Annotated in this window: 18 protein-coding genes and 1 riboswitch; of the genes, 11 read left to right on the top strand and 7 right to left on the bottom strand. The window is 73.2% G+C overall.

Translation table 11 applies throughout. From position 1 onward, the window contains the following. Positions 1–172: 172 nt before the first annotated feature. From ACGF12_RS17715 to ACGF12_RS17700, 4 genes are all read left to right on the top strand, one after another. Positions 173–1,411 (top strand): sugar kinase, encoded by a 1,239-nt coding sequence (locus tag ACGF12_RS17715; protein WP_393030272.1) that lies wholly within the window; start codon positions 173–175, stop codon positions 1,409–1,411. Positions 1,412–1,448: 37 nt separating this feature from the next. Next, entirely contained in the window at positions 1,449–2,198 is a 750-nt protein-coding gene (locus tag ACGF12_RS17710; RefSeq protein ID WP_393030269.1) for an IclR family transcriptional regulator, read from the top strand. 26 nt (positions 2,199–2,224) lie between these two features. Next, positions 2,225–2,650: a RidA family protein gene (locus ACGF12_RS17705; RefSeq protein WP_393030266.1), complete on the top strand. Its 426-nt coding sequence runs from the start codon at positions 2,225–2,227 to the stop codon at positions 2,648–2,650. 232 nt (positions 2,651–2,882) lie between these two features. Continuing rightward, positions 2,883–3,602, top strand: a complete 720-nt coding sequence (locus ACGF12_RS17700; RefSeq protein ID WP_393030263.1) for a DUF2470 domain-containing protein — start codon at positions 2,883–2,885, stop codon at positions 3,600–3,602. A 327-nt stretch (positions 3,603–3,929) separates the two neighbouring features. Here the strand turns inward: ACGF12_RS17700 and ACGF12_RS17695 are convergent, their stop codons facing one another. Further along, positions 3,930–4,895 (bottom strand): peptidoglycan DD-metalloendopeptidase family protein, encoded by a 966-nt coding sequence (locus ACGF12_RS17695; protein ID WP_393030260.1) that lies wholly within the window; start codon positions 4,893–4,895, stop codon positions 3,930–3,932. 2 nt (positions 4,896–4,897) lie between these two features. Then, a riboswitch (cyclic di-AMP (ydaO/yuaA leader) is annotated at positions 4,898–5,071 on the bottom strand. Positions 5,072–5,388: 317 nt separating this feature from the next. On the opposite strand from ACGF12_RS17695, the gene ACGF12_RS17690 reads away from it, so the two are divergent. Beyond that, positions 5,389–6,927 carry an MFS transporter gene (locus ACGF12_RS17690; protein WP_393030256.1) on the top strand — a complete coding sequence of 513 codons (1,539 nt, stop codon included), beginning with the start codon at positions 5,389–5,391 and terminating at the stop codon, positions 6,925–6,927. Between the two features lie 7 nt (positions 6,928–6,934). Here the strand turns inward: ACGF12_RS17690 and purB are convergent, their stop codons facing one another. The 4 genes from purB to ACGF12_RS17670 form a co-directional block, all read right to left on the bottom strand. After that, complete coding sequence (purB, locus tag ACGF12_RS17685) at positions 6,935–8,365, bottom strand: adenylosuccinate lyase (protein WP_393030253.1); 1,431 nt, start codon at positions 8,363–8,365, stop codon at positions 6,935–6,937. 153 nt (positions 8,366–8,518) lie between these two features. Further along, entirely contained in the window at positions 8,519–8,974 is a 456-nt protein-coding gene (locus ACGF12_RS17680) for a MarR family winged helix-turn-helix transcriptional regulator (RefSeq protein ID WP_393030250.1), read from the bottom strand. A 168-nt stretch (positions 8,975–9,142) separates the two neighbouring features. After that, entirely contained in the window at positions 9,143–9,559 is a 417-nt protein-coding gene (locus ACGF12_RS17675; RefSeq protein WP_393030247.1) for a DUF3037 domain-containing protein, read from the bottom strand. Next, positions 9,556–10,311, bottom strand: a complete 756-nt coding sequence (locus ACGF12_RS17670) for a HipA family kinase (protein WP_393030244.1) — start codon at positions 10,309–10,311, stop codon at positions 9,556–9,558. Before ACGF12_RS17670 ends, ACGF12_RS17675 begins: the two co-directional genes overlap by 4 nt. 231 nt (positions 10,312–10,542) lie before the next feature. Here ACGF12_RS17670 and ACGF12_RS17665 point away from each other — a divergent pair, with 231 nt between their 5' ends. Beyond that, complete coding sequence (locus ACGF12_RS17665; RefSeq protein WP_393030241.1) at positions 10,543–11,901, top strand: NAD(P)/FAD-dependent oxidoreductase; 1,359 nt, start codon at positions 10,543–10,545, stop codon at positions 11,899–11,901. A gap of 61 nt (positions 11,902–11,962) precedes the next feature. Here ACGF12_RS17665 and ACGF12_RS17660 read toward each other — a convergent pair whose 3' ends face one another. Both ACGF12_RS17660 and ACGF12_RS17655 read right to left on the bottom strand, forming a co-directional pair. Beyond that, a complete protein-coding gene (locus ACGF12_RS17660) occupies positions 11,963–13,156 on the bottom strand; it encodes a GDSL-type esterase/lipase family protein (protein ID WP_393030238.1) in 1,194 nt (397 codons plus the stop codon). A 243-nt stretch (positions 13,157–13,399) separates the two neighbouring features. Continuing rightward, positions 13,400–14,737 (bottom strand): aminotransferase class I/II-fold pyridoxal phosphate-dependent enzyme, encoded by a 1,338-nt coding sequence (locus tag ACGF12_RS17655; protein WP_393030235.1) that lies wholly within the window; start codon positions 14,735–14,737, stop codon positions 13,400–13,402. Between the two features lie 34 nt (positions 14,738–14,771). Between ACGF12_RS17655 and ACGF12_RS17650 the strand changes: the two genes are divergently transcribed. The 5 genes from ACGF12_RS17650 to ACGF12_RS17630 all read left to right on the top strand — a co-directional run bounded on the left by ACGF12_RS17650 (position 14,772) and on the right by ACGF12_RS17630 (position 19,825). Further along, complete coding sequence (locus ACGF12_RS17650; protein ID WP_393030232.1) at positions 14,772–15,461, top strand: pyridoxamine 5'-phosphate oxidase family protein; 690 nt, start codon at positions 14,772–14,774, stop codon at positions 15,459–15,461. Between the two features lie 14 nt (positions 15,462–15,475). Then, positions 15,476–16,135, top strand: a complete 660-nt coding sequence (locus ACGF12_RS17645; protein ID WP_393030229.1) for an FMN-binding negative transcriptional regulator — start codon at positions 15,476–15,478, stop codon at positions 16,133–16,135. Between the two features lie 169 nt (positions 16,136–16,304). Further along, positions 16,305–17,717 (top strand): sugar porter family MFS transporter, encoded by a 1,413-nt coding sequence (locus ACGF12_RS17640; protein WP_393030226.1) that lies wholly within the window; start codon positions 16,305–16,307, stop codon positions 17,715–17,717. Between the two features lie 57 nt (positions 17,718–17,774). Continuing rightward, positions 17,775–18,476 (top strand): dienelactone hydrolase family protein, encoded by a 702-nt coding sequence (locus ACGF12_RS17635; protein WP_393030223.1) that lies wholly within the window; start codon positions 17,775–17,777, stop codon positions 18,474–18,476. Positions 18,477–18,538: 62 nt separating this feature from the next. Next, positions 18,539–19,825 carry an MFS transporter gene (locus ACGF12_RS17630; RefSeq protein WP_393030220.1) on the top strand — a complete coding sequence of 429 codons (1,287 nt, stop codon included), beginning with the start codon at positions 18,539–18,541 and terminating at the stop codon, positions 19,823–19,825. The last annotated feature ends 33 nt before the right edge of the window (positions 19,826–19,858 follow it).

Raw genomic sequence — 19,858 nt, 5'->3', positions numbered from 1 at the left:
GACGGTCGAACACCCACGGTCGAACACGAGCGGTCTGACACCGACGGTCACGCACCGACGGTCTGACGCCGACAGTCACGCACCGACGCTCAAGCACCGACGCTCAAGCACCGACGGCCGGCCCAGGTCGACCCGCGCACGACGGGACGGCCGCAGACGAGGAGCCCCGCAGATGCCGCGACAGGACGCCCCGGGGCCGACCCGCCGCCCCGGTCCTCCCCCGACGGCCGTCTGCGTGGGCGAGTCGATGGCCGCCCTGCTCCCGGACCGCCCGGGCCCGCTGGAGGCGGTGGAGAACTTCCGACTGTCCGTCGGCGGCGCGGAGTCCAACGTGGCCGGGGCGCTGGCCGCACTCGGCGTACCGACCGCCTGGATCAGCCGGGTCGGCGACGACGGCTTCGGCCGCCGCCTGCTCACCGAGCTCGCCGCCCGCGGGGTGGACGTCTCCGCCGTCACGGTCGACCCGCACCGACCGACCGGCCTCTACCTCAAGGAGGTCGGCGGCGACACCGGCCACCGGCACGACCTCGGCCCCGGCCGCAGCCGCCTGCACTACCACCGGCGCGGCTCCGCGGCCGCCGCGCTCTCCCCCGCGCTGCTCACCGACCCGGCCGCCGTCGCGCTGCTGGCCGGCGCCCGGCTGCTGCACCTGTCCGGCATCACCGCCGCACTCTCCGACGACTGCCTGGCCCTGCTGCGCGCCCTGCTCGCCGACCGCCGCCCGGGCCGGCTGGTCAGTTTCGACCTCAACTGGCGCCCCGCGCTCTGGCACGACCGCGACCCGGCCGTGCTCCCGCCGCTGCTGGACGCCGCCGATCTGCTGCTGCTCGGCACCGACGAGGCACAGGCCGCCTTCGGCACCGACGAGCCCACCGCGCTGCGCCGCCGCTTCCCCTCCCCCGCCACCGTTGTGGTCAAGGACGCCGCCCGGATGGTCACCGCCCTGGAGCGGGACGGTACGGCGGTCGCCGAACCGGCGCTGGCCGTCGAGGTGGTCGAGGCCACCGGCGCGGGTGACGCCTTCGCGGCCGGCTACCTGGCCGGAACGATCCACGGCCTGGACCAGCGCGGCCGACTGCGGCTCGGCCACCTGAGCGCCGCCTGCGCGCTGACCGCCCCCGACGACCAGGCCGAGCTGCCGCCCGAGTCCGTGGTGGCCGCGCTGCTCGGCGCCTCGCCCGCCGACTGGGCCGCCACCCGGGTCAGCGCCGAGGGAATCACCTCCCCGGCGCTGCCCGCCGACAACGGGGCCCGGGCCCGGGGCGAGCAGTCCTGGACCCGAGGCACCCGAGCGCGAACCCGCGGCGAACAGCCCCGAGCCCAGGCCGATCCACCCCCGCCGCAGGCCGACCCGCCACCGCCGCAGGCCGACCCGACCGGGGCACGGGCCGATCGGTCCCGGGCACGATGAGCACGCCCCCCAGCCCACCGACCGGAGCCCGAGCCCGATGAGCCAGACCGTCACCCGCGCCCTGCGCATCCTCGCCCAGCTCGGCGAGGGCGAGCGCTCCCTCGACCAGCTGGCCGAGGTGCTCGGCGTCCACAAGACCACCGTGCTCCGCCTGCTCCAGAGCCTGGAGGAGGAACGGTTCGTCTACCGCGACTCCGCCTACCGCTACCACCTCGGCGCGGGCCTGTTCGCGCTCTCCGGCCTCGCCCTGGAACAGCGCGGCATCCGCCGGATCGCCGCCCCCCACCTCGCCGAGCTGAACGCCGCCACCGGCCAGACCGTGCACCTGGCCGCGTACGAGGGCGGCGAGGTGGTCTACATCGACAAGTTCGACTCCCGCCACCCGGTCCGGATGTACTCCCGGATCGGCCTGCGCGCCGCGCTGCACTGCGCCGCCGTGTCCAAGGTGCTGCTGGCCGACCTGCCGCTGCCCGAGCGCCGCCGGGTGGTGGCCGGGATCGACTTCACCCCGCACACCGAGCGCACCCTCGCCACGCCAGAGGCGCTGCTCGCCGAGCTGGAGAAGGTCGCTGCCCGGGGCTGGGCCGAGGACCACGCCGAGCACGAGTCCTTCATCAACTGCGTGGCCGCCCCGATCCGGGACGCCAGCGGCCGGGTGGTCGCCGCAGCCTCCATCTCCGTCCCCGACGTCGTCCTGCCGTACGAGCAGGTGCTGGACCTCCTCCCGCGAGTGCTCGCCACCGCCCGCGCCGTCTCGGCCGACTGCGGCGACCCCGACCACATTTGACGATCCGCCACATCCAAAGGAACCCCATGTCCGAGCACCCCCAGACCGGCGACAAGACCGAGATCCGCACCGACGGCGCCCCCGCCCCCGCGTGGATGTTCTCCCAGGGCGTCCGCAAGGGCCCGATCCTGCAGGTCTCCGGCCAGGGCCCGCAGGACCCGGCCACCGGCGAGTACCTCCACCACGGCGACGTGAGGGCCCAGACCCGCCGCACCCTGGAGAACGTCAAGGCCATCGTCGAGGCGGGCGGCGCCGCCATCGAGGACGTGGTGATGTTCCGCGTGTACCTCACCAAGCGCGCCGACTTCCCGCTGATGAACGAGGTCTACGCCGAGTTCATCGAGGAGAACATCAAGCCCGGCGGCGTGAAGCCCTGCCGCACCACGGTCTTCGTGGAGCTGCCCCAGGAGCCCATGCTGGTGGAGATCGACGCCCAGGCCGTCGTCGCCTGACGCCCCGCGAAACCCCCGAGGGCCCGGACGCCGTCACGCGTCCGGGCCTCGCCGCACCCCGCCATCCACTTGCCACACCCCTGCGCGGACATTAGGTTAGGCTCACCTAACTATTAGGAGGTCCGTTCATGAGCGAGCGCAGCATGGGGGTCCCCCCGGCCGAAGGCTGGGGGAGAATCATCGAAAGGTGCGTGTGGGCGAATGCCCCTGCCGAGCGCGGCGAGGTGGGCGCATGAGTCTGCCCACCGGCGACGCCGAGGTGCCCGAGCCCACCACCGCCGAACGGGTCCACAGCCTGCTCAGCACGACCTCCTCACTCACCGTCCGCGCCCTCGGCGAACACCACGACCTGAACACCCCGGTCTCCGTGCACGGCTCCCGACTGCGCCTGCGCGCCCCGCTGGACGCCCCGCTCACCGCGGCCGCCGCCGGAGCCACCGAGGGCCTGGCCGTCGTCCTCGACGTCACCGACGTGTCCCCGGTCGCCGTCCGCGACCGGATCCGCGGCCGCCTCACCCTGGCCGGCCGGCTGCACCTGGCCCACCTCGCCGACGACGGCCTCAGCGTCCACCTGCGCGTGGACGTCGCCCACGCCGTCCTCGCCACCCCGTACGGCACCGGCGCGCTCACCGCCGCCGGCCTCGCCCTCGCCGCCCCCGACCCGCTGGCCCGGCACGAGGCCGCGCTGCTCACCCACCTGGCCGACGAGCACGCCGACGCACTCGACCTGCTCACCGGCCTGCTCGACCCGGCCCTGCTCGCCGGGCACCCGGACATCCGCCCGCTCGCCCTCGACCGCTACGGCCTGGTACTGCGCCTGGCCCACCCGCACGGCCACCGCGACGTCCGCCTGGTCTTCCCCAAACCCGCCGGCGACACCGAGGACTTCGGGCACCGGATGCACGAGCTGCTGGCCGCCGCCGAGCACGGCCTGCCCGTCCGCCGGAACTGACCCCGCCCGGGCGTCACCGCTCGACGGCGTCCTCCAGCACGATCCGCCCCGTCCGCGCGTACCGCTCCGGCCGCCGGCACCGGCGCGATCCCGACCACTCGAACTCACCCGGAGCCACGAACGGCAACGGCCGGCCCGGCTCCACGAGGGATCCTCGCGAAGCCGGGCCGGCCTTGGGCGTGTCCCGCGCCCATGTCCACCGGTGCGGCGATCACCCGGTCGAGCGGTCACCCGACATGACCATCCCGGGCGGTCGATTCGCCCCGCACCAGCGGTGGTTCCTGAAACCCGCGGTCAGCGCGGGGTCCGAACAGGGTCTGCGCAGCGTCAGAGCGCGACGCCGTGCGCCCTCAGGTAGGCGACCGGGTTGATGTCCGAGCCGTACTCCGACCCGGTGCGGATCTCGAAGTGCAGGTGCGGGCCGGTCACGTTGCCGGTGGCGCCGGAGAGGCCGAGCCGCTGGCCGACGGTGACGGTCTGACCGATCTTCACACCGACCACGGAGAGGTGCGCATACTGGGCGTACTTGCCGTCGGCGAGCTTGATCTCGACCTGGTTGCCGTAGGCGCCGCCGTTGCCGGCCTTCACCACGACACCGTTGGCGACCGTGCGCACCGGGGTGCCGGTGGAGGCGACGAAGTCCTGGCCGGTGTGGTGGCCGGAGGCCCACATCGAGCCGGCCACGCCGTAGGCCTCGCCCAGCACCGGGTTGGCCAGCGGAGCGACGTAGCCGACGGTGGCGGCGACCGGGGCGGCGGTGACGACCTGGGCCGGAGCGGCGTTCTGAATCTGGGTCTGGACCTGGACGCCCGGCTTGGCGGCCTCGGTCTGCACCTGCACCTGCACCTGAGCGTCTGCGACAGCGGCGGCGCTCTGGGTGACCGGGGCGGCCGGAGCAGCGGGCTGGGCCGGAGCAGCCGGCTCGGCGGCGGCGTCGGCGTGGGCCGCGAGCGACAGCCCCTGACCCGGGAAGATCAGGTTCGGGTCGGCGCCGACCGCCGAGCGGTTCTGCTCGTACAGCGCGGGCCAGCCGCCCTCGACGTTCCGGGCGTCGGCGATCTTGGACAGGCTGTCGCCGCCGACGACGTGGTAGCCCTCTTGGGCAGCTGCCGGGGCAGCCGACACGGCGTCCACGACGGCGGCGTGCTGCGCGACCGAGGCGGCCGGGGCGTTATGGGCCTGGGCGCTGATCGTGGTCACGAGCGGCAGGGCGAAGGAGACACCGGTGACGGCGACGGCGATGCCGATGCGGGCGGCGCGGGGCACGGCGATACGACGAGCCTGTGCAGGCATGGGATTCCTCTCCGACGCCTGCGAGGTGAGCTGTCGGGTTCGGGCTGGAGTTGCCCGGCCGCACGCGCGGCTTCACCCCAAGCCGGTCCTGGACGTTCGCGCTGAACAGCGCGGACTCCGGTCCGGCGACTTACCTGTGGGTCCCCCGCTCCTGCCGTGCAAAGCTCAGTTCGAACCACCGGACAGCGGCAGGACTCGGCGTTCCACCCGGTGGGTCCACCCAGGCTGGCCGGGTGGTCGCTGAACTAAAACCCATCCGTTCGGGTGAAGCAATGTCGATCTCTTGAACCAGCGACAACCCCCCGCGGCGCGATCACCCTCCGCATGGCCCACCGCACGGTGCGTACACAATCCATTCACTCGACGCCACTGATCCACGACGCTGCGCCGACCTCGGCGGCCCAGTGCGACCGTCCGCTCACGCACCGCCCACCCCGGACACACCGCCCGGTGACCCTTGTCACGTGCACCCTGTCGGGCGCAGGATCAGGCCGTGGCCACCTCAACGGCCGGCACCCTGCGCCTGGGCACCGCGCAGGGCCGCTGGGTTCTCCTGGCAACGGTGCTCGGCTCCAGCATGGCGATGCTCGACGGCACCGTGGTGAACGTCGCCCTGCCCCGGATCGGCGCCGACCTCGGCGCCTCCCTGGCGTCCCTGCAATGGACGCTGAACGCCTATCTGCTCACGCTGGCGGGCCTGATCCTGCTCGGCGGCGCGCTCGGCGACCGGTACGGACGGCGCAAGGTCTTCCTGATCGGCGTGGTCTGGTTCGCCGCCGCCTCCGCGGCCTGCGCCGTCGCCCCGAACATCAACGTGCTGATCGCCGCCCGCGCCGTCCAGGGCATCGGCGGGGCGCTGCTCACCCCCGGCTCGCTCGCCATGCTCCAGGCCGTCTTCCATCCTGACGACCGCTCGGCGGCGGTGGGCCTGTGGTCCGGTCTCGGCGGGGTGTCCGCGGCCATCGGCCCCTTCCTCGGCGGCTGGCTGGTGGACGGCCCCGGCTGGCGCTGGATCTTCCTGCTGAACCTGCCGCTGGCCGCCGCCGTGATCGCGGTCACCTCCCGCTACGTCCCGGAGAGCCGCGACGAGTCCGCCTCCGGCCGCTTCGACGTGCCCGGCGCGCTGCTCGCCGCACTCGCCCTCGGCGCGATCACCTACGCACTCACCGCCGCCGGGGAGGGCCTGTCCCCCGCCGTCTGGCTCACCGGCGCGATCGGCCTGCTGCTCGGCGCCGCCTTCGTCGCCGTCGAGCGCCGCGCACCCGATCCGATGCTGCCGCTCGGACTGTTCTCGTCCCGACTGTTCACCGCCGTGAACCTGGTCACCTTCTGCGTCTACGCGGCCTTCAGCGGGGTGTTCTTCCTGCTGGTGGTCCAGCTGCAGATCGTGTCCGGCTTCTCGCCCCTGGTCTCCGGCTTCGCCCTGGTGCCGATCACGGTGCTGATGCTGACCCTGTCGGCGCGCGCCGGCCGCCTCGGCAAGCGGATCGGCCCGCGCATCCCGCTCACCGTCGGCCCGCTGCTCTGCGCCGCCGGGGTGCTGCTGATGCTGCGCACCGGCCCCGGCTCCTCCTACTGGGCGGACGTGCTGCCCGCCGTCGCGGTGATGGGCAGCGGAATGACCCTGCTGGTCGCACCGCTGACCGCGACGGTGCTGGCCGCCGTCGACGTACGGCACGCGGGCATCGCCAGCGGCGTCAACAACGCCGCCGCCCGCGCGGCCGGCCTGCTCGCGGTGGCCGCCCTCCCGGCGCTGGCCGGACTGAGCGGCGATGCCTACCGGGTGCCGTCCTCGGTGGACTCCGCCTTCCACACCGCGATGCTGATCTGCGCGGGTCTGCTGGTCAGCGGCGGGCTGATCGCCTTCGCCACCGTCCGGGGCAACGTGCTCACCCCGCAGGAGCACCCGGTGGCCGAGCCGAACTGCGACTGGCCCTGCGCCACCACCACCCCGCCGCTCGACCCCGGACACACCAAGACGCCCGAGGGCCCCGCCACCGGAACGGTGGCAGGGCCCTCGTCGGACAACTGACGCAGCGTCAGAGGATGTCGGCCGGCGCGTACTTGGCCGCCTCCGGGTAGGCCGCCGCGACGGCCTCCACCAGGCGGACCACCTCGGCGACCTGCGCCCCGGCCGCACCGGTGAACGACAGCTTGTCGGCCAGCAGCGCGTCCAGCGCGGCCCGGTCCAGCGGGATCCGCTCGTCGGCGGCCAGCCGGTCCAGCAGCTCGTTCTCCCGGGCGCCCGCGCGCATGGCCAGCGCGGAGGCGACGGCGTGCTCCTTGATGACCTCGTGCCCGGTCTCCCGGCCGACGCCCGCGCGCACCGCGCCCATCAGCACCTTGGTGGTGGCCAGGAACGGCAGGTAGCGGTCCAGCTCGGCCTCGACCACGGCCGGGAAGGCGCCGAACTCGTCGAGGACGGTCAGGAAGGTCTCCAGCAGGCCGTCGAAGGCGAAGAAGGCGTCCGGCAGCGCGACCCGGCGCACCACCGAGCAGGAGACGTCGCCCTCGTTCCACTGGTCGCCGGCCAGCTCGCCGGTCATCGAGGCGTAGCCGCGCAGGATCACGGCCAGGCCGTTGACGCGCTCGCAGGAGCGGGTGTTCATCTTGTGCGGCATCGCGGAGGAGCCGACCTGGCCCTCCTTGAAGCCCTCCGTCACCAGCTCGTGGCCGGCCATCAGACGGATCGTCTTGGCCAGGCTGGACGGCGCGGCGGCCAGCTGGACGAGGGCGGTGAGCACCTCGAAGTCCAGCGAGCGCGGGTAGACCTGGCCGACGCTGGTCAGCACGTTCTCGAAGCCGAGGTGCCCGGCGACCCGGCGCTCCAGCTCGGCCAGCTTCTCGGTGTCGCCGCCGAGCAGGTCCAGCATGTCCTGGGCGGTGCCGACCGGGCCCTTGATCCCGCGCAGCGGGTAGCGGGCGATCAGCTCCTCCAGACGGCGGAAGGCGACCAGCAGCTCGTCGGCGATCGACGCGAAGCGCTTGCCCAGGGTGGTGGCCTGCGCGGCCACGTTGTGCGAGCGGCCGGCCACGACCAGTTCGGAGTGCTGGGCGGCGAGGCTGGCCAGGCGCACCAGCACGGCCACCGTGCGGTCCCGGACGTGTTCCAGGGACTGGCGGATCTGCAGCTGCTCGACGTTCTCGGTCAGATCCCGGGAGGTCATGCCCTTGTGGATCTGCTCGTGGCCGGCGAGCTCGCTGAACTCCTCGATGCGGGCCTTCACGTCGTGGCGGGTGATCCGCTCACGGGCGGCGATCGAGCCGAGGTCGACCTGGTCGATCACCCGCTCGTAGTCGGCGACGGCGCTCGCCGGCACCTCGACACCGAGGTCCTGCTGGGCCTTCAGGACGGCGAGCCACAGGTGGCGCTCAAGGACCACCTTGTGCTCGGGGGACCACAGCTGGGCCAGGGTCGCCGAGGCGTACCGGGAGGCCAGGACATTGGGGATCTGGGGCTTCGCGCTCACGCTTCGCAAGCCTAACAGCCGAGGTCACGCCGATCGTCGGCGGCTGGGGCGGCCGGGCCGGATTCCGAACACGGCCCGGACGGACTCGCCGTTCCGTTCGCCGAACCGCCCGCCCCCGTCGGCACCTTGGCCGTCATCGCGCCGGGCGACCCGCTACTGCTGCGCGCCGCCCGTCCGACCGGCCAGCACCGGCAGGACCTGCGCGCAGATCGAGTGCAAGGCGACCCGCTGCTCGTCGGTCATCGCCTCGAAGGCCTGGTGGGTGCGGGCCATCTCACCGCGGATGCGGTTCAGGATCTCCCGGCCCTCGTCCGTGATCACCACGATCTTCACCCGGCGGTCACCGGCCGCCGCCTCGCGGTTGGCCAGGCCCAGCGACTCCAGCCGGTCCACGATCCCGGTCACGTTCGACGCGTCGCAGCCCAGCCGCCCGGCCAGCGCCCGCATCGGCACCGGCTCCTGCACCGAGCCCAGCGCCTTGGCCTGCGAGGAGGAGAGCCCGTGCCGGGCCGCGGCCGCCGCGAAGTCCTGGAAGTACGCGGCGCCGACGGCGGCCAACGCCTCCATCAGCTCGGCGTTGGTCGGTACGGTCGTCGTCGTCGAACCCATGGGGCCAGCGTACGACCCAGTGCTTCAGTAACTCAAGCTTTGACCACGGCAACCGTCGGCGAGTCGCCTCACAGTCCAGCCATTCGGAGCAGGATCACAGCGGATCGGCACCAGATCACAGCGGATCAGCACCGGATCAGCACCGCATCGCAGCGGATCAGGGCCGGATCAGAGCACCAGCTGGTCGAACAGCCGCCGCAGTTCCGCGTCCGGGTCCGCGGTCAGCCCGGTGTGCACCGGCCCTGGCTGGACGATCGCGCTGCGCGGCGCGGTCAGCCAGCGGAACCGCTGCCCGGGGCTGTCCGAGGCCGCCGGACCGGCCGACGGCCCACCCAGGCAGACCGCCTCGATCCCCCGCAGCGCCCGCCGCACCCCCTGCACGTCCGCCACCGGGTCCAGCGCCAGCAGCCGGGCCTGGTCCAGGTGGGTCCGCGCGGCCAGGTGCGCGCTCTGCCGGCAGTACAGCAGCACCCCGACGTTGACGCACTCACCCCGCTCGACCCTCGGCACCGCGCGGATCACGGCGTACTCGTAGTCGTACAGCTCCACGACGGCCGGCAGCCCGGCCGGCAGCGACTCGGTCATGCGGGCACCTCCGGCAGCCAGTCACGCGGACCGGCCAGTCGCTCGGTCAGCTGGGAACGGTACGCGGCGCGTACCTCCTCGGGGGAGTCGAAGCCGAACTCGTCCAGCAGCCAGACCTCGGGGATCTGCGCCACCGCGGCCTCGATCGCCGCCTCCGCGAGCGGTGCCAGCGCCTTGTCCGCCGCCGCCAGGTCCGGCCGGGCGCGCAGCAGCGCGTGGTCGGAGGCGTCGTACGGACGACGCACCCAGGCGGCGGCGCCCGGCCAGTTGTGGTGGAAGATCAGGCTCGCGCCGTGGTCGATCAGCCGCAGCCCACCCGTCGCCACCAGCAGGTTGGGGTTGCGCCAGGAGCGGTCGACGTTGCCGATCAGCGCGTCGAACCAGAGCACCTGACCGGCGAGTTCGGGGTCCACGTCGAAGCACAGCGGATCGAAGTTGAGCGCACCGCTGACGAAGGCCATCCCGAGGTTGGTGCCGCCGCTGGCCCGCATCTGATCCTGGATCTGGTGGTCCGGCTCGCTGCGCGCGAGCACCGGGTCCAGGTCGACGGTCACCAGCTCCGGCACCGGCAACCCGATCCGCCGGCCCAGTTCCCCGGCCAACACCTCCGCCACCAACGCCTTGCGGCCCTGCGCCGCGCCGACCCATTTCAGCGCGTACAGCCGCCGGTCGTCGGCCTCGACCAGGCCCGGCATCGAGCCGCCTTCTCGCAGTGGCGTCACATACCGGACCGCCGTCACCTCGGGGAGCACGCCCGACAGCTTATCGGTGCCCGCCCCCTCCTCTCGCCCCGAACCGCTCCCCCTCATCCGCCCCACCCGGCAGCACCCCACTCCACCCGTCCGCACCAACCTCCGCACCCCACCTGCCGCTCCCCTCCCTCATCCGCCCGCCCCCGGTGGCAGCCCCCGCTGCTCCGTGCGAGTGTGGCGGACAGTAGTGGGGACCCTCACGGTACGACCTGCACGACAAAGGGATGAGCGATGGAACGACCTCGGATCCTGATCGTGGGCGGTGGCTTCGCCGGCTTGGAGTGCGCCCGCCGCCTCGAACGCAAGCTCGCGCCGTCGGAGGCCGAGATCACGCTGGTCACGCCGTTCAGCTACCAGCTCTACCTCCCTCTCCTGCCCCACGTCGCCGCCGGCGTCCTCACCCCCCAGTCCGTGGCCGTCTCGCTGCGCCGATCCCTGCGCCGCACCCACATCATCCCCGGCGGCGCCATCGGTGTGGACCCGGCCTCCAAGGTCTGCGTCATCCGCAAGATCACCGACGAGGTGGTCGCGAAGAAGTACGACGCCCTGGTCCTCACCCCCGGTAGCATCACCCGCTCCTTCGACATCCCGGGGCTCACCGACTACGCCCGCGGCATGAAGACGCTCGCCGAGGCCGCCTACATCCGCGACCACGTGATCTCCCAACTCGACCTCGCCTCGGCCACCTTGGACCAGAAGGAGCGCGAGTCCCGGCTGCAGTTCGTGGTGGTCGGCGGCGGCTACGCGGGCACCGAGACGGCCGCCTGCCTGCAGCGCCTCACCACCGCCGCCGCCCGCCGCTACCCGCGGCTCGACGCCCGGCAGATCAAGTGGCACCTGATCGACATCGCCCCGAAGCTGATGCCGGAACTCGGCGACGTGCTGGGCACCGCCGCCCTGGAGATCCTGCGGGACCGCGGCATCGAGGTGTCGCTGGGCGTCTCGGTGGCCGAAGTCAGCGCCGAGACGGTCAAGTTCACCGACGGCCGGGTGCTCCCCTGCCGCACGCTGATCTGGACCGCCGGCGTGGCCGCCAGCCCGCTGATCGGCACCCTGGACGCGGAGACGGTCCGCGGCCGGCTCGCCGTGACGGCGGAGATGCGCGTGCCGCAGTTCGAGGGGGTGTTCGCGCTCGGCGACGCGGCGGCCGTCCCCGACCTCGCCAAGGGCGACGGCGCGGTCTGCCCGCCGACCGCCCAGCACTCCGCCCGGCAGGGCCGCGTGGTGGCCGACAACGTGATCGCCTCGCTCCGCAACCAGCCGCTGGAGCCGTACTACCACAGGGATCTGGGCCTGGTGGTCGACCTCGGCGGCAAGGACGCGGTCTCCAAGCCGATCGGTGTCGAACTGCACGGCCTGCCCGCCCAGTTGGTGGCCCGCGGCTACCACCTGATGGCGATGCGCACCAATGCGGCCAAGTTCCGGGTGGCTTCGAACTGGCTGCTCAACGCGACCGCCGGGGACGACTTCGTCCGCACCGGCTTCCTCGCCCGCCAGCCCGCCCGTCTGCGCGACTTCGAGTACACCGACGCCTATCTGACGAAGGATCAGGTCAGGGCCCACGCCCAGTCGCTGCTCGCCAAGGGCTGAACCGGAACGCCATCGGCGCCCCCGCCGCGAATGCCGCGGCCGGGGCGCCGAAGCACGTCCGTCAGCGTGCGGCCAGGTACATCCCGCTCGCGTCCTGCCCGGCGGTGTTGCGGCAGGCGTAGTCACCGCTGCTCTGCCCCCACAGCAGGGTCAGGCAGCGCCCGAGCGCCAACTGCCCGTAGTAGTTGGGGTGCATCGACTCCTGCAGCACGCCCTGGGTGGTGTTGAACCCGCCGTCGACGAACCGCGCCCACTCGCTGCTGGTAGCGGACGGAGCGGAGCTCGCGGTCGGCTGCTGGGTGGCCGTCGAGCAGACCTCGCGGCCCTGCAGCATGTCGGACAGGTCCAGGAACTGGGCGCCCTTGGTCGCCGCGACCCCGGCCAGCGCCTTGGAGATCTGCGGCACCATCGAGTCGCGCGCCCAGTCGGCGTCCGCGTTCCAGAACGGGCAACCGCCGGTGTCCGAACGGCTCCAGCCGCTCTCCGGGTAGCGCATCTCGGCGCTGCGCGGGATCGGCGACGGGTAGGACTGCAGCACCAGCCGGTAGTCCGACGGCGCGTAGCCCGCGTCGGCCATCACCGCGCGGATCTCGTCGATCGCCTTGCCGACCCCGGCCATCGCGGTCGGCATCTTGGAGTCGACCGAGGACTGCGCCGAGTCGTGGCAGTACGAGTTCCAGATCAGGTAGTCCTGCACGCAGTCGGAGATGATGCTGCCGAAGCCGAGGTCGTTGCCGCCGATCGACAGGGTGATCAGCTTGACGTTGTTCTGCCGTGCCACGGTGGCGAGTTGGTCGGCCTGAGGGGCCTCGCCCTTGAGTGACTGACCGCCGTCGGCGGCGCGGAAGATGTTCGCGGTGACGGCCCCGGAGCAAGCCAGGTTGATCTGGCTCTGGGCGACCGTCGCGGCGCCGACCACCTCGGCGACGTCGGAGCGGTCGCAGCCGCTCGCCGCCGTGGCGCCGTAGACGACCGAAGGATCGGCCGAACTGCCGTTCCAGGCCCGGTCGGTGCCGTTGTGGCCGTCGGTGGTGCCGGCGGCGTTGCCCATCCAGCGTCCGGCCTCGCCGGAGATGTAGCTGTCGCCGAGCGTGACGCTCGCGGTGGGCCCGGCCGAGACCCCGCCCGGGGCGGCCGAGGCGGGCGTGGCGACGGCCAGCCCGGCCACGGTCAGCGGCAGGGCGAAGGCGGCGGCGAGCAGCCGGCGGCCGAGTCCAGGGGTGCTACGGGTGATGCTCGAACAGTTTTCGGGCACGGCGGAACTCCTGCGGCTCGGTCTCCCCGTGGTGTGGGGACGGGAAGACGCGTAGGTGAGGGTGGGCCGCCGGCCGGTGGCGCGATGAAGATGACATGGCCTCGCCCGCCGCCGCTAGGCGTGTGCGCCAGGTTTCCGCATTTGTTACCGACGGGTTCAGACCAGGCCTCACCCGCGGTCGACCCGCGGTTCACCCCGCCGCCGGAATCTGCCCGCAAACCACCCCATCCCCGGCAGCCCCGCTCACACCAGCCGCGAACCGGCCCCGCCCGACCCCAGCACCTCCGCCAGGTCCTCCGCCAACCGCCGGGCATCCGCCGGCTCCAGCCGGGCCGTGGTGAACCGCAGCCCGGGCGGCGACTGGATCCGGTACCGCGCCCCGGGCGCCGCGACCCAGCCGCGCTGCACCAGCGCCGCCAGCGCCGAGGTCTCGTCCGGCACCGGCACCCAGACGTTCAACCCGCTCTCCCCGTGCGCCGCGATCCCACGCGCCGCCAGTTCGCCCAGCAGCGCGTCCCGCCGCGCCCGGTAGGCGGCCGCCACCCGCGCGACCGGCGCCGCGTCGGCGCGCCACAGCTCGGCGACGGCGCGCTGCAGCAGGTGGCTGACCCACCCGGCGCCCAGCCGCAGCCGCCCGGCGACCCGGCCGATCGTCTCCTCGTCGCCGACCGCCACCGACACCCGCAGGTCCGGCCCGTACGCCTTGGCGGCCGAGCGCACCACCACCCAGTGCCGCGGCCCGGCGCCGACCAGCGGGTGGTACGGCTGGTCGACCATGCCGTGCCCGTGGTCGTCCTCGATCAGCAGCACCCCGGGGTGCCCGGCCAGGACGGCCCGCAGCGCCTCGGCCCGCCGGGCGCTGAGCGCCGCGCCGGTCGGGTTCTGCGCCCGGCTGGTCACCACGACCGCGCGGGCGCCCTCGGCGAGCGCCGCGGCCAGCGAGTCGGGCAGCGGCCCCTCGTCGTCCAGCCGCACCGGTGCGGGCCGCAGCCCCATCGCGGGCAGCAGGTCGAGCAGGCTGCCCCAGCCCGGGTCCTCCACCGCCACCGCGTCGCCGGGGCGCAGGTGCGCGCCGAGGGTGCGCTCGATGGTGTCCAGCGAGCCGGAGGCGACCACGATCGGGCCGCCGGGCAGCCCGTCGGCCTCAAAGGAGGCACGGGCGAGCGCGAGCAGTCCGGCGTCGATGTTCGGGTGCCCGTAGAGCACCGGCTCGGCCTTCGCGGCCTCGGCGGCCGCCGCGAGGGCCTGGGCGAGGTCGGGCAGCAGGGCCGGGTCGGGGTTGCCGCTGGACAGGTCGCGGGCGTGCGGGGGTACGGGGACTCGGATCTGGTCGCGGGTGGTGAGCGCGGGCCGGGGCAGGATCCGACTGCCCTTGCGGCCGGCCGTCTCGATCACGCCCCGGTCGCGCAGCAGCCGGTAGGCGGCGGCCACGGTGTTGGGGTTGACGCCGAGTTCGGCGGCCAGGTCACGCAGCGGGGGCAGCGCGGTTCCCGGGGCAAGCCGCCCGCTGCTCACGCCCTGTTCGATGTGGGCGGCGATTTCGCTGGCGCGTCGCCCTTTCAGCGGATAGTCTCCTAGCACAAAGCATATTATGCACTAGTACATTGAGGTTGTCATGCCGGACACGCCGACGCACAGCACCACGACGCCGACCAGCGACGCCACCTACTCCCGTACCCCGCGCACCACCCCCACCCGGTACAAGGACCGCGCCACCTGGGAGCAGGAGGCGATCCACACCATCCTCGACAGCGCCTACATCTGCCACCTCGGCTTCATCGCCGACGGCGCCCCGATCGTGCTGCCGACGATCTTCGCCCGGGTCGGCAACCGGCTCTACGTCCACGGCTCCACCGGCAGCCGCCCGCTGCGCGGCGCCTCCGACGAGCAGGGTATGCCGGTCTGCATCACCGTGACCCAAGTCGACGCCCTGGTCCTGACCAAGTCCGCGTTCAACCACTCGGTGAACTTCCGCTCGGTGGTCGCCCACGGCACCGCCTACCAGGTCACCGACCCGGAGGAGCTGGACATGGCGCTGGCCGCCCTGGTCGACCATGCGATCCCCGGCCGCTCCGGCGAGATCCGCCCGGCCAACGCCAAGGAACTCGCCGCCACCGCCGTGATCCGGCTCGAGCTGGACGAGGTCTCGGCCAAGACCCGCGAGGACGGCGCCAACGACGACCCCGAGGACGCCGACCTGCCGCACTGGTCCGGCCTGATCCCGGTCACCACCGTGCACGGCACCCCCGTCCCGTACGACGAGTCCGTCCCGCTGCCCGCGCACCTGCACGGCTACCCCCGCTGAGAAGGGTCGCACCGATGCTGATCAGGTCCTGGGACCGCGGTGACGAGGACGAGTGGCGCGCCTGGCTGGCCGAGGGTCGCGACTTCGGCCTGCTCGCCGCCAACGGCCGCCCCGACGAGGGCCCGGTGCTGGTCCCGACGCACTTCCTGCTGGACGCCGAGCGCGGCGAGATCCTGCTCCACCTCGCCGCGCCCAACCCGCTGCTGGCCGCCGTCCGGGCCGACCCGAACGTCACCCTCGCGGTCACCGACGGCTACGCCTTCGCCCCCGGCCACTGGCGCGGCGCGCCCGGCACGCCCACCAGTTACTACGCCTCGGTCCACTTCCACTGCACGGCCGAGGTCGTCGAGTCCGCCGCGGACAAGGCGGAGATCCTCAACCGTCAGCTGGCGCACTTCCAGCCGGAGACCCCGGACGTCCGGGTGGTCCCCGGCGAGGGCGAGTTCGCCCGGCTGCTGCCGGGGCTGCGCGGGCTCCGGCTGACGGTGCGCGAGGTGCGGGCCAAGTTCAAGTACGACGACAAGAAGCCCGCCGAGGCGCAGCACGCGATCGCCGAGCGCCTCGCCGAGCGCTCAGGCGCCCCGGCCCTCCGTCACGACCAGGACGCCGCCGCCCGGACCCAGCTGCTGCGGCGCCATCAGCGGCGCACGGCCACGACGCGCGCCGCCGACTGACTTGGGGCCAGTCCCTCGGATCCTTGCCTGATCCGACAAAACCCCAAGGGGCTGACCCCGGGTCACCCGATCGGAACTCAACTCGGGCAGGCCGGCTGTCGCGCTGATCGAATGTGAGACGAGCCCTGCCCAACCGTAGGTGCGGGCCCGTCCACCTCGGGGAGCGCGCGTGCCCACAGTCCACAGTCCACGAGCTTCCGGCGAGGCCCACCTCGGGCACGTGGTGTTCATCTCCGCGGCCGCGGCCATGGGCGGCTTCCTGTTCGGCTACGACAGCGCGGTGATCAACGGCGCGGTGACGGGCATCCAGAAGCACTTCGCCGTGGGCCACGGCACCACCGCCTTCGTGGTCGCCATCGCCCTGCTCGGCTCGGCCGTCGGCGCGGTGGCCGCCGGCCGGCTGGCCGACCACCTCGGCCGGGTGCGCACGATGCTGCTGGCCGCCACGCTGTTCGCGGCCAGCGGCGTCGGCTCGATGTTCCCGCCGAACATCGAGGCGCTGGCCGCCTGGCGCGTGGTCGGCGGCATCGCGATCGGCATCGCCTCGGTGATCGCGCCCACCTACATCGCCGAGGTCGCCCCCACCGCCTACCGCGGCCGGCTCGCCTCCTTCCAGCAGATGGCGATCGTGCTCGGCATCACCGTCTCCCAGCTCGCCAACTGGGCGCTCAACCAGGCCGCCGGCGGCGAGTCCACCGGCCACCTCGGCGGCATTCAGGCCTGGCAGTGGATGCTCGGCGTCGAGGCCATCCCGGCCCTGGTGTACGGCCTGATGGCGCTGGCCATCCCGGAGTCGCCGCGCTTCCTGATCGCCGACCACCGCGAGGCTCAGGCCCGCGAGGTGCTGGTGGAGGTCGAGGGCCAGGACGTCGACCTGGACGCCCGGGTGGCGGAGATCCGCGCGGTGCTGGAGTCCGCCCACAAGCCCCGGCTGAGGGACCTGCGCGGCGGGCGCTTCGGTCTGCTGCCGATCGTCTGGGTCGGCATCGGCGCCTCGGTGTTCCAGCAGTTCGTCGGCATCAACGTGATCTTCTACTACTCCTCCTTCCTCTGGCAGTCGGTCGGCATCAACGAGTCCAACTCGCTGCTGATCAGCCTCTCCACCTCGATCATCAACGTGATCGGCACGGTGATCGCGATGGTCCTGGTGGACCGGATCGGCCGCAAGCCGCTCGCCCTGGCCGGTTCCATCGGCATGGCGATCGCACTGGGCACAGCCGCCTGGGCGTTCTCCTACCGGCACGGCACCGGCGAGACCGCCACCCTCGACCACACCCACGCCACCGTCGCCCTGATCGCCGCGCACGTCTTCGTGCTCTGCTTCGCCTTCTCCTGGGGCGTGGTGGTCTGGGTGCTGCTCGGCGAGATGTTCCCCAACCGGATCCGGGCGCTGGCGCTGTCGGTCGCCGCCTCGGCCCAGTGGATCGCCAACTGGGCGATCACCGTCACCTTCCCGGACCTCGCCGACTGGAACCTCTCCGCGACGTACGTCATCTACGCGGCCTTCGCGCTGCTCTCCATCCCGTTCGTGGCCTTCTGCATCAAGGAGACCAAGGGCCGCGCCCTGGAAGATATGGGCTGAGAGGCCGCTCCCCTGCCCACCCACGCCGCACGCGGCCCGACCCACCGAGAGGAAGCCATGCCTGACCAGGGCGGCTCCCGGCAGAACGTCACCTTCCCGAGCAACGGCCGCACCGCGCACGGGTACCTGGCCCGCCCTCCGCAGGGCATCGGCCCCGGCCTGGTGGTGGTGCAGGAGTGGTGGGGTCTCACCTCGCACGTCGCGGACATGGCCGACCGCTTCGCCGCCGAGGGGTTCACCGCCCTCGCCCCCGACCTGTTCGGCGGCGCCACCACCCACGACCGGACCGAGGCCGCCCGCCTCAAACGCGAACTCCCGGTCGAACGGGCCGTCGAGGACCTCTCCGGTGCCGTCGACCACCTGCTCTCGCTGGACGGCGCGGTCGGCGACGCCGTCGGTGTGGTCGGCTTCTGCATGGGCGGCGGCTTCGCCCTGATGCTGGCCGCCCGGTCCGGGGACAAGGTGGCCGCCGTGGTCCCCTTCTACGGCCTGCCGCCCGATCCGGACTTCGGCTACCGGGGTCTGACCGCCCACGTCCTCGGGCACTTCGGCGAACTCGACCGCTCGATCCCGATGGCCGCCGTGGACGAGGCCGCGATCCGGATCGGCGAGGCCACCGACGTCCGCCCCGAGTTCCACTTCTACCCGGCCGGGCACGCCTTCATGAACGACGAGAACCCGCTCGGCACCTACGACGCCCTGCAGTCCGGGATCGCCTGGCGGCGCACGGTCAGCTTCCTCCGGGGCCACCTCGGCTGACCGCCGATCCAGGTGTCAAAACACGGTGGACACCTGTACGAACTCAAGGCCATAGTCGCTGGGTGCCGACCCCACCCCCACCGACAGCCGCCCGCCGCTTCGCCTGGGCGAGCCGCAACTTCCGCATCCAGACCGCTGCCACCGTGATCAGCGGCCTCGGCAACGCCGGCGCCCCCATCGCCACCGCCTTCGCCGTCCTCGGCAACGGCGGCACCGCCGCCGAGGTCGGCTACGTCACCGCAGCCCGCCTGCTGCCCACCGTGCTGCTCCTGGTCGTCGGCGGCACCCTCGCCGACCGGCTGCCGCGCCACCACATCATGGTCGCCGCCAACCTGTTCAGCGGTGTCTCCCAGGCCGTCCTGGCCGCGCTGGTGCTGGCCGGAAACGTCCAGCTGTGGCAACTGCTGGTGCTCTCCGCCGCCGGCGGCGCCGGCTACGCCCTCTACTCCCCCGCCGCCGGCGGCATGATCATGCATGCCGTCCCCCAGGAGCACGCCGCCCGTGCGTTCTCGGTCTTCCGGATGGGCCAGAACGCCTCCCAGATCGGCGGCGCCGCCCTCGGCGGAGCGCTCACCGCCGCCTTCGGTCCCGGCTGGGTGCTCGCCCTGGACGCGCTGTGCTTCCTGATCGCCGCCGCCCTCCGGTTCCTCCTGGAGGCCGAGTCCGCGCCCGCCGCCTCCGGCAGCAGCGTGCTGCGCGACCTGCGCGAGGGCTGGCAGGAGTTCGCCTCCCGCCGCTGGCTCTGGGTGATCGTGCTGCAGTTCGCCGTCCTGGTCGCCTGCATCAACGCGGTCGAGGCGGTGTACGGGCCGACCGTGGCCAACGACCGGCTCGGCGGTGCGGGCGCCTGGGGCCTGGCGATGTCCGCCTACGGCGTCGGCCTGGTGGTCACCGGCCTGCTGATGGCACGTTGGCGTCCCCGCCGGATCCTGCTGGTCGGCAACTGGGGCGTGTTCCTGTTCGGCGTGCCCGCCCTGGCCCTGGCCGTCGCCGCACCGCTGCCGGTGCTGGTCGCCGCGATGTTCCTCTCCGGGGTCGGCGTCACCGTCTTCGGCGTCAACTGGATGGTCGCGCTCCAGCAGGAGGTCCCGGAGGAGATGTTCTCCCGGGTCATCGCCTACGACGAGCTCGGCTCCTACTCGCTGACCCCGATCGGCACCGCGCTGGCCGGCCCGGCCGCCACCGTGCTCGGCCTCTCCGGCGCACTCTGGGCGTGCGCCGTGCTGTGCCTGCTGCTCAGCGCCGGGGTCCTGCTCGACCCCCAGGTGCGCCGGCTCACCCGCCGGCCCCCGGCCCGCAGCACCTCGGACGCACCGGTGCCCGTCGACGAGCCCGCGCCCGCCTCGTGAGCGCCCTGTGCGCCCCACGTGCGCCTGCCGACG

The sequence above is a fragment of the Kitasatospora sp. NPDC048296 genome (assembly GCF_043201815.1).
Lineage (GTDB): Bacteria > Actinomycetota > Actinomycetes > Streptomycetales > Streptomycetaceae > Kitasatospora.
The sequence above is the reverse complement of the archived record's forward strand: the minus strand, read 5'-3'. Positions and strand labels throughout refer to the sequence as shown.

What these genes read in the sequence shown, in the direction of transcription:
- ACGF12_RS17715 (WP_393030272.1), top strand. Translation starts at nt 173, where the DNA reads ATGCCGCGACAGGACGCCCCGGGGCCGACCCGCCGCCCCGGTCCTCCC.
- ACGF12_RS17710 (WP_393030269.1), top strand. Translation starts at nt 1,449, where the DNA reads ATGAGCCAGACCGTCACCCGCGCCCTGCGCATCCTCGCCCAGCTCGGC.
- ACGF12_RS17705 (WP_393030266.1), top strand. Translation starts at nt 2,225, where the DNA reads ATGTCCGAGCACCCCCAGACCGGCGACAAGACCGAGATCCGCACCGAC.
- ACGF12_RS17700 (WP_393030263.1), top strand. Translation starts at nt 2,883, where the DNA reads ATGAGTCTGCCCACCGGCGACGCCGAGGTGCCCGAGCCCACCACCGCC.
- ACGF12_RS17695 (WP_393030260.1), bottom strand. Translation starts at nt 4,895, where the DNA reads ATGCCTGCACAGGCTCGTCGTATCGCCGTGCCCCGCGCCGCCCGCATC.
- ACGF12_RS17680 (WP_393030250.1), bottom strand. Translation starts at nt 8,974, where the DNA reads ATGGGTTCGACGACGACGACCGTACCGACCAACGCCGAGCTGATGGAG.
- ACGF12_RS17675 (WP_393030247.1), bottom strand. Translation starts at nt 9,559, where the DNA reads ATGACCGAGTCGCTGCCGGCCGGGCTGCCGGCCGTCGTGGAGCTGTAC.
- ACGF12_RS17665 (WP_393030241.1), top strand. Translation starts at nt 10,543, where the DNA reads ATGGAACGACCTCGGATCCTGATCGTGGGCGGTGGCTTCGCCGGCTTG.
- ACGF12_RS17650 (WP_393030232.1), top strand. Translation starts at nt 14,772, where the DNA reads ATGCCGGACACGCCGACGCACAGCACCACGACGCCGACCAGCGACGCC.
- ACGF12_RS17645 (WP_393030229.1), top strand. Translation starts at nt 15,476, where the DNA reads ATGCTGATCAGGTCCTGGGACCGCGGTGACGAGGACGAGTGGCGCGCC.
- ACGF12_RS17635 (WP_393030223.1), top strand. Translation starts at nt 17,775, where the DNA reads ATGCCTGACCAGGGCGGCTCCCGGCAGAACGTCACCTTCCCGAGCAAC.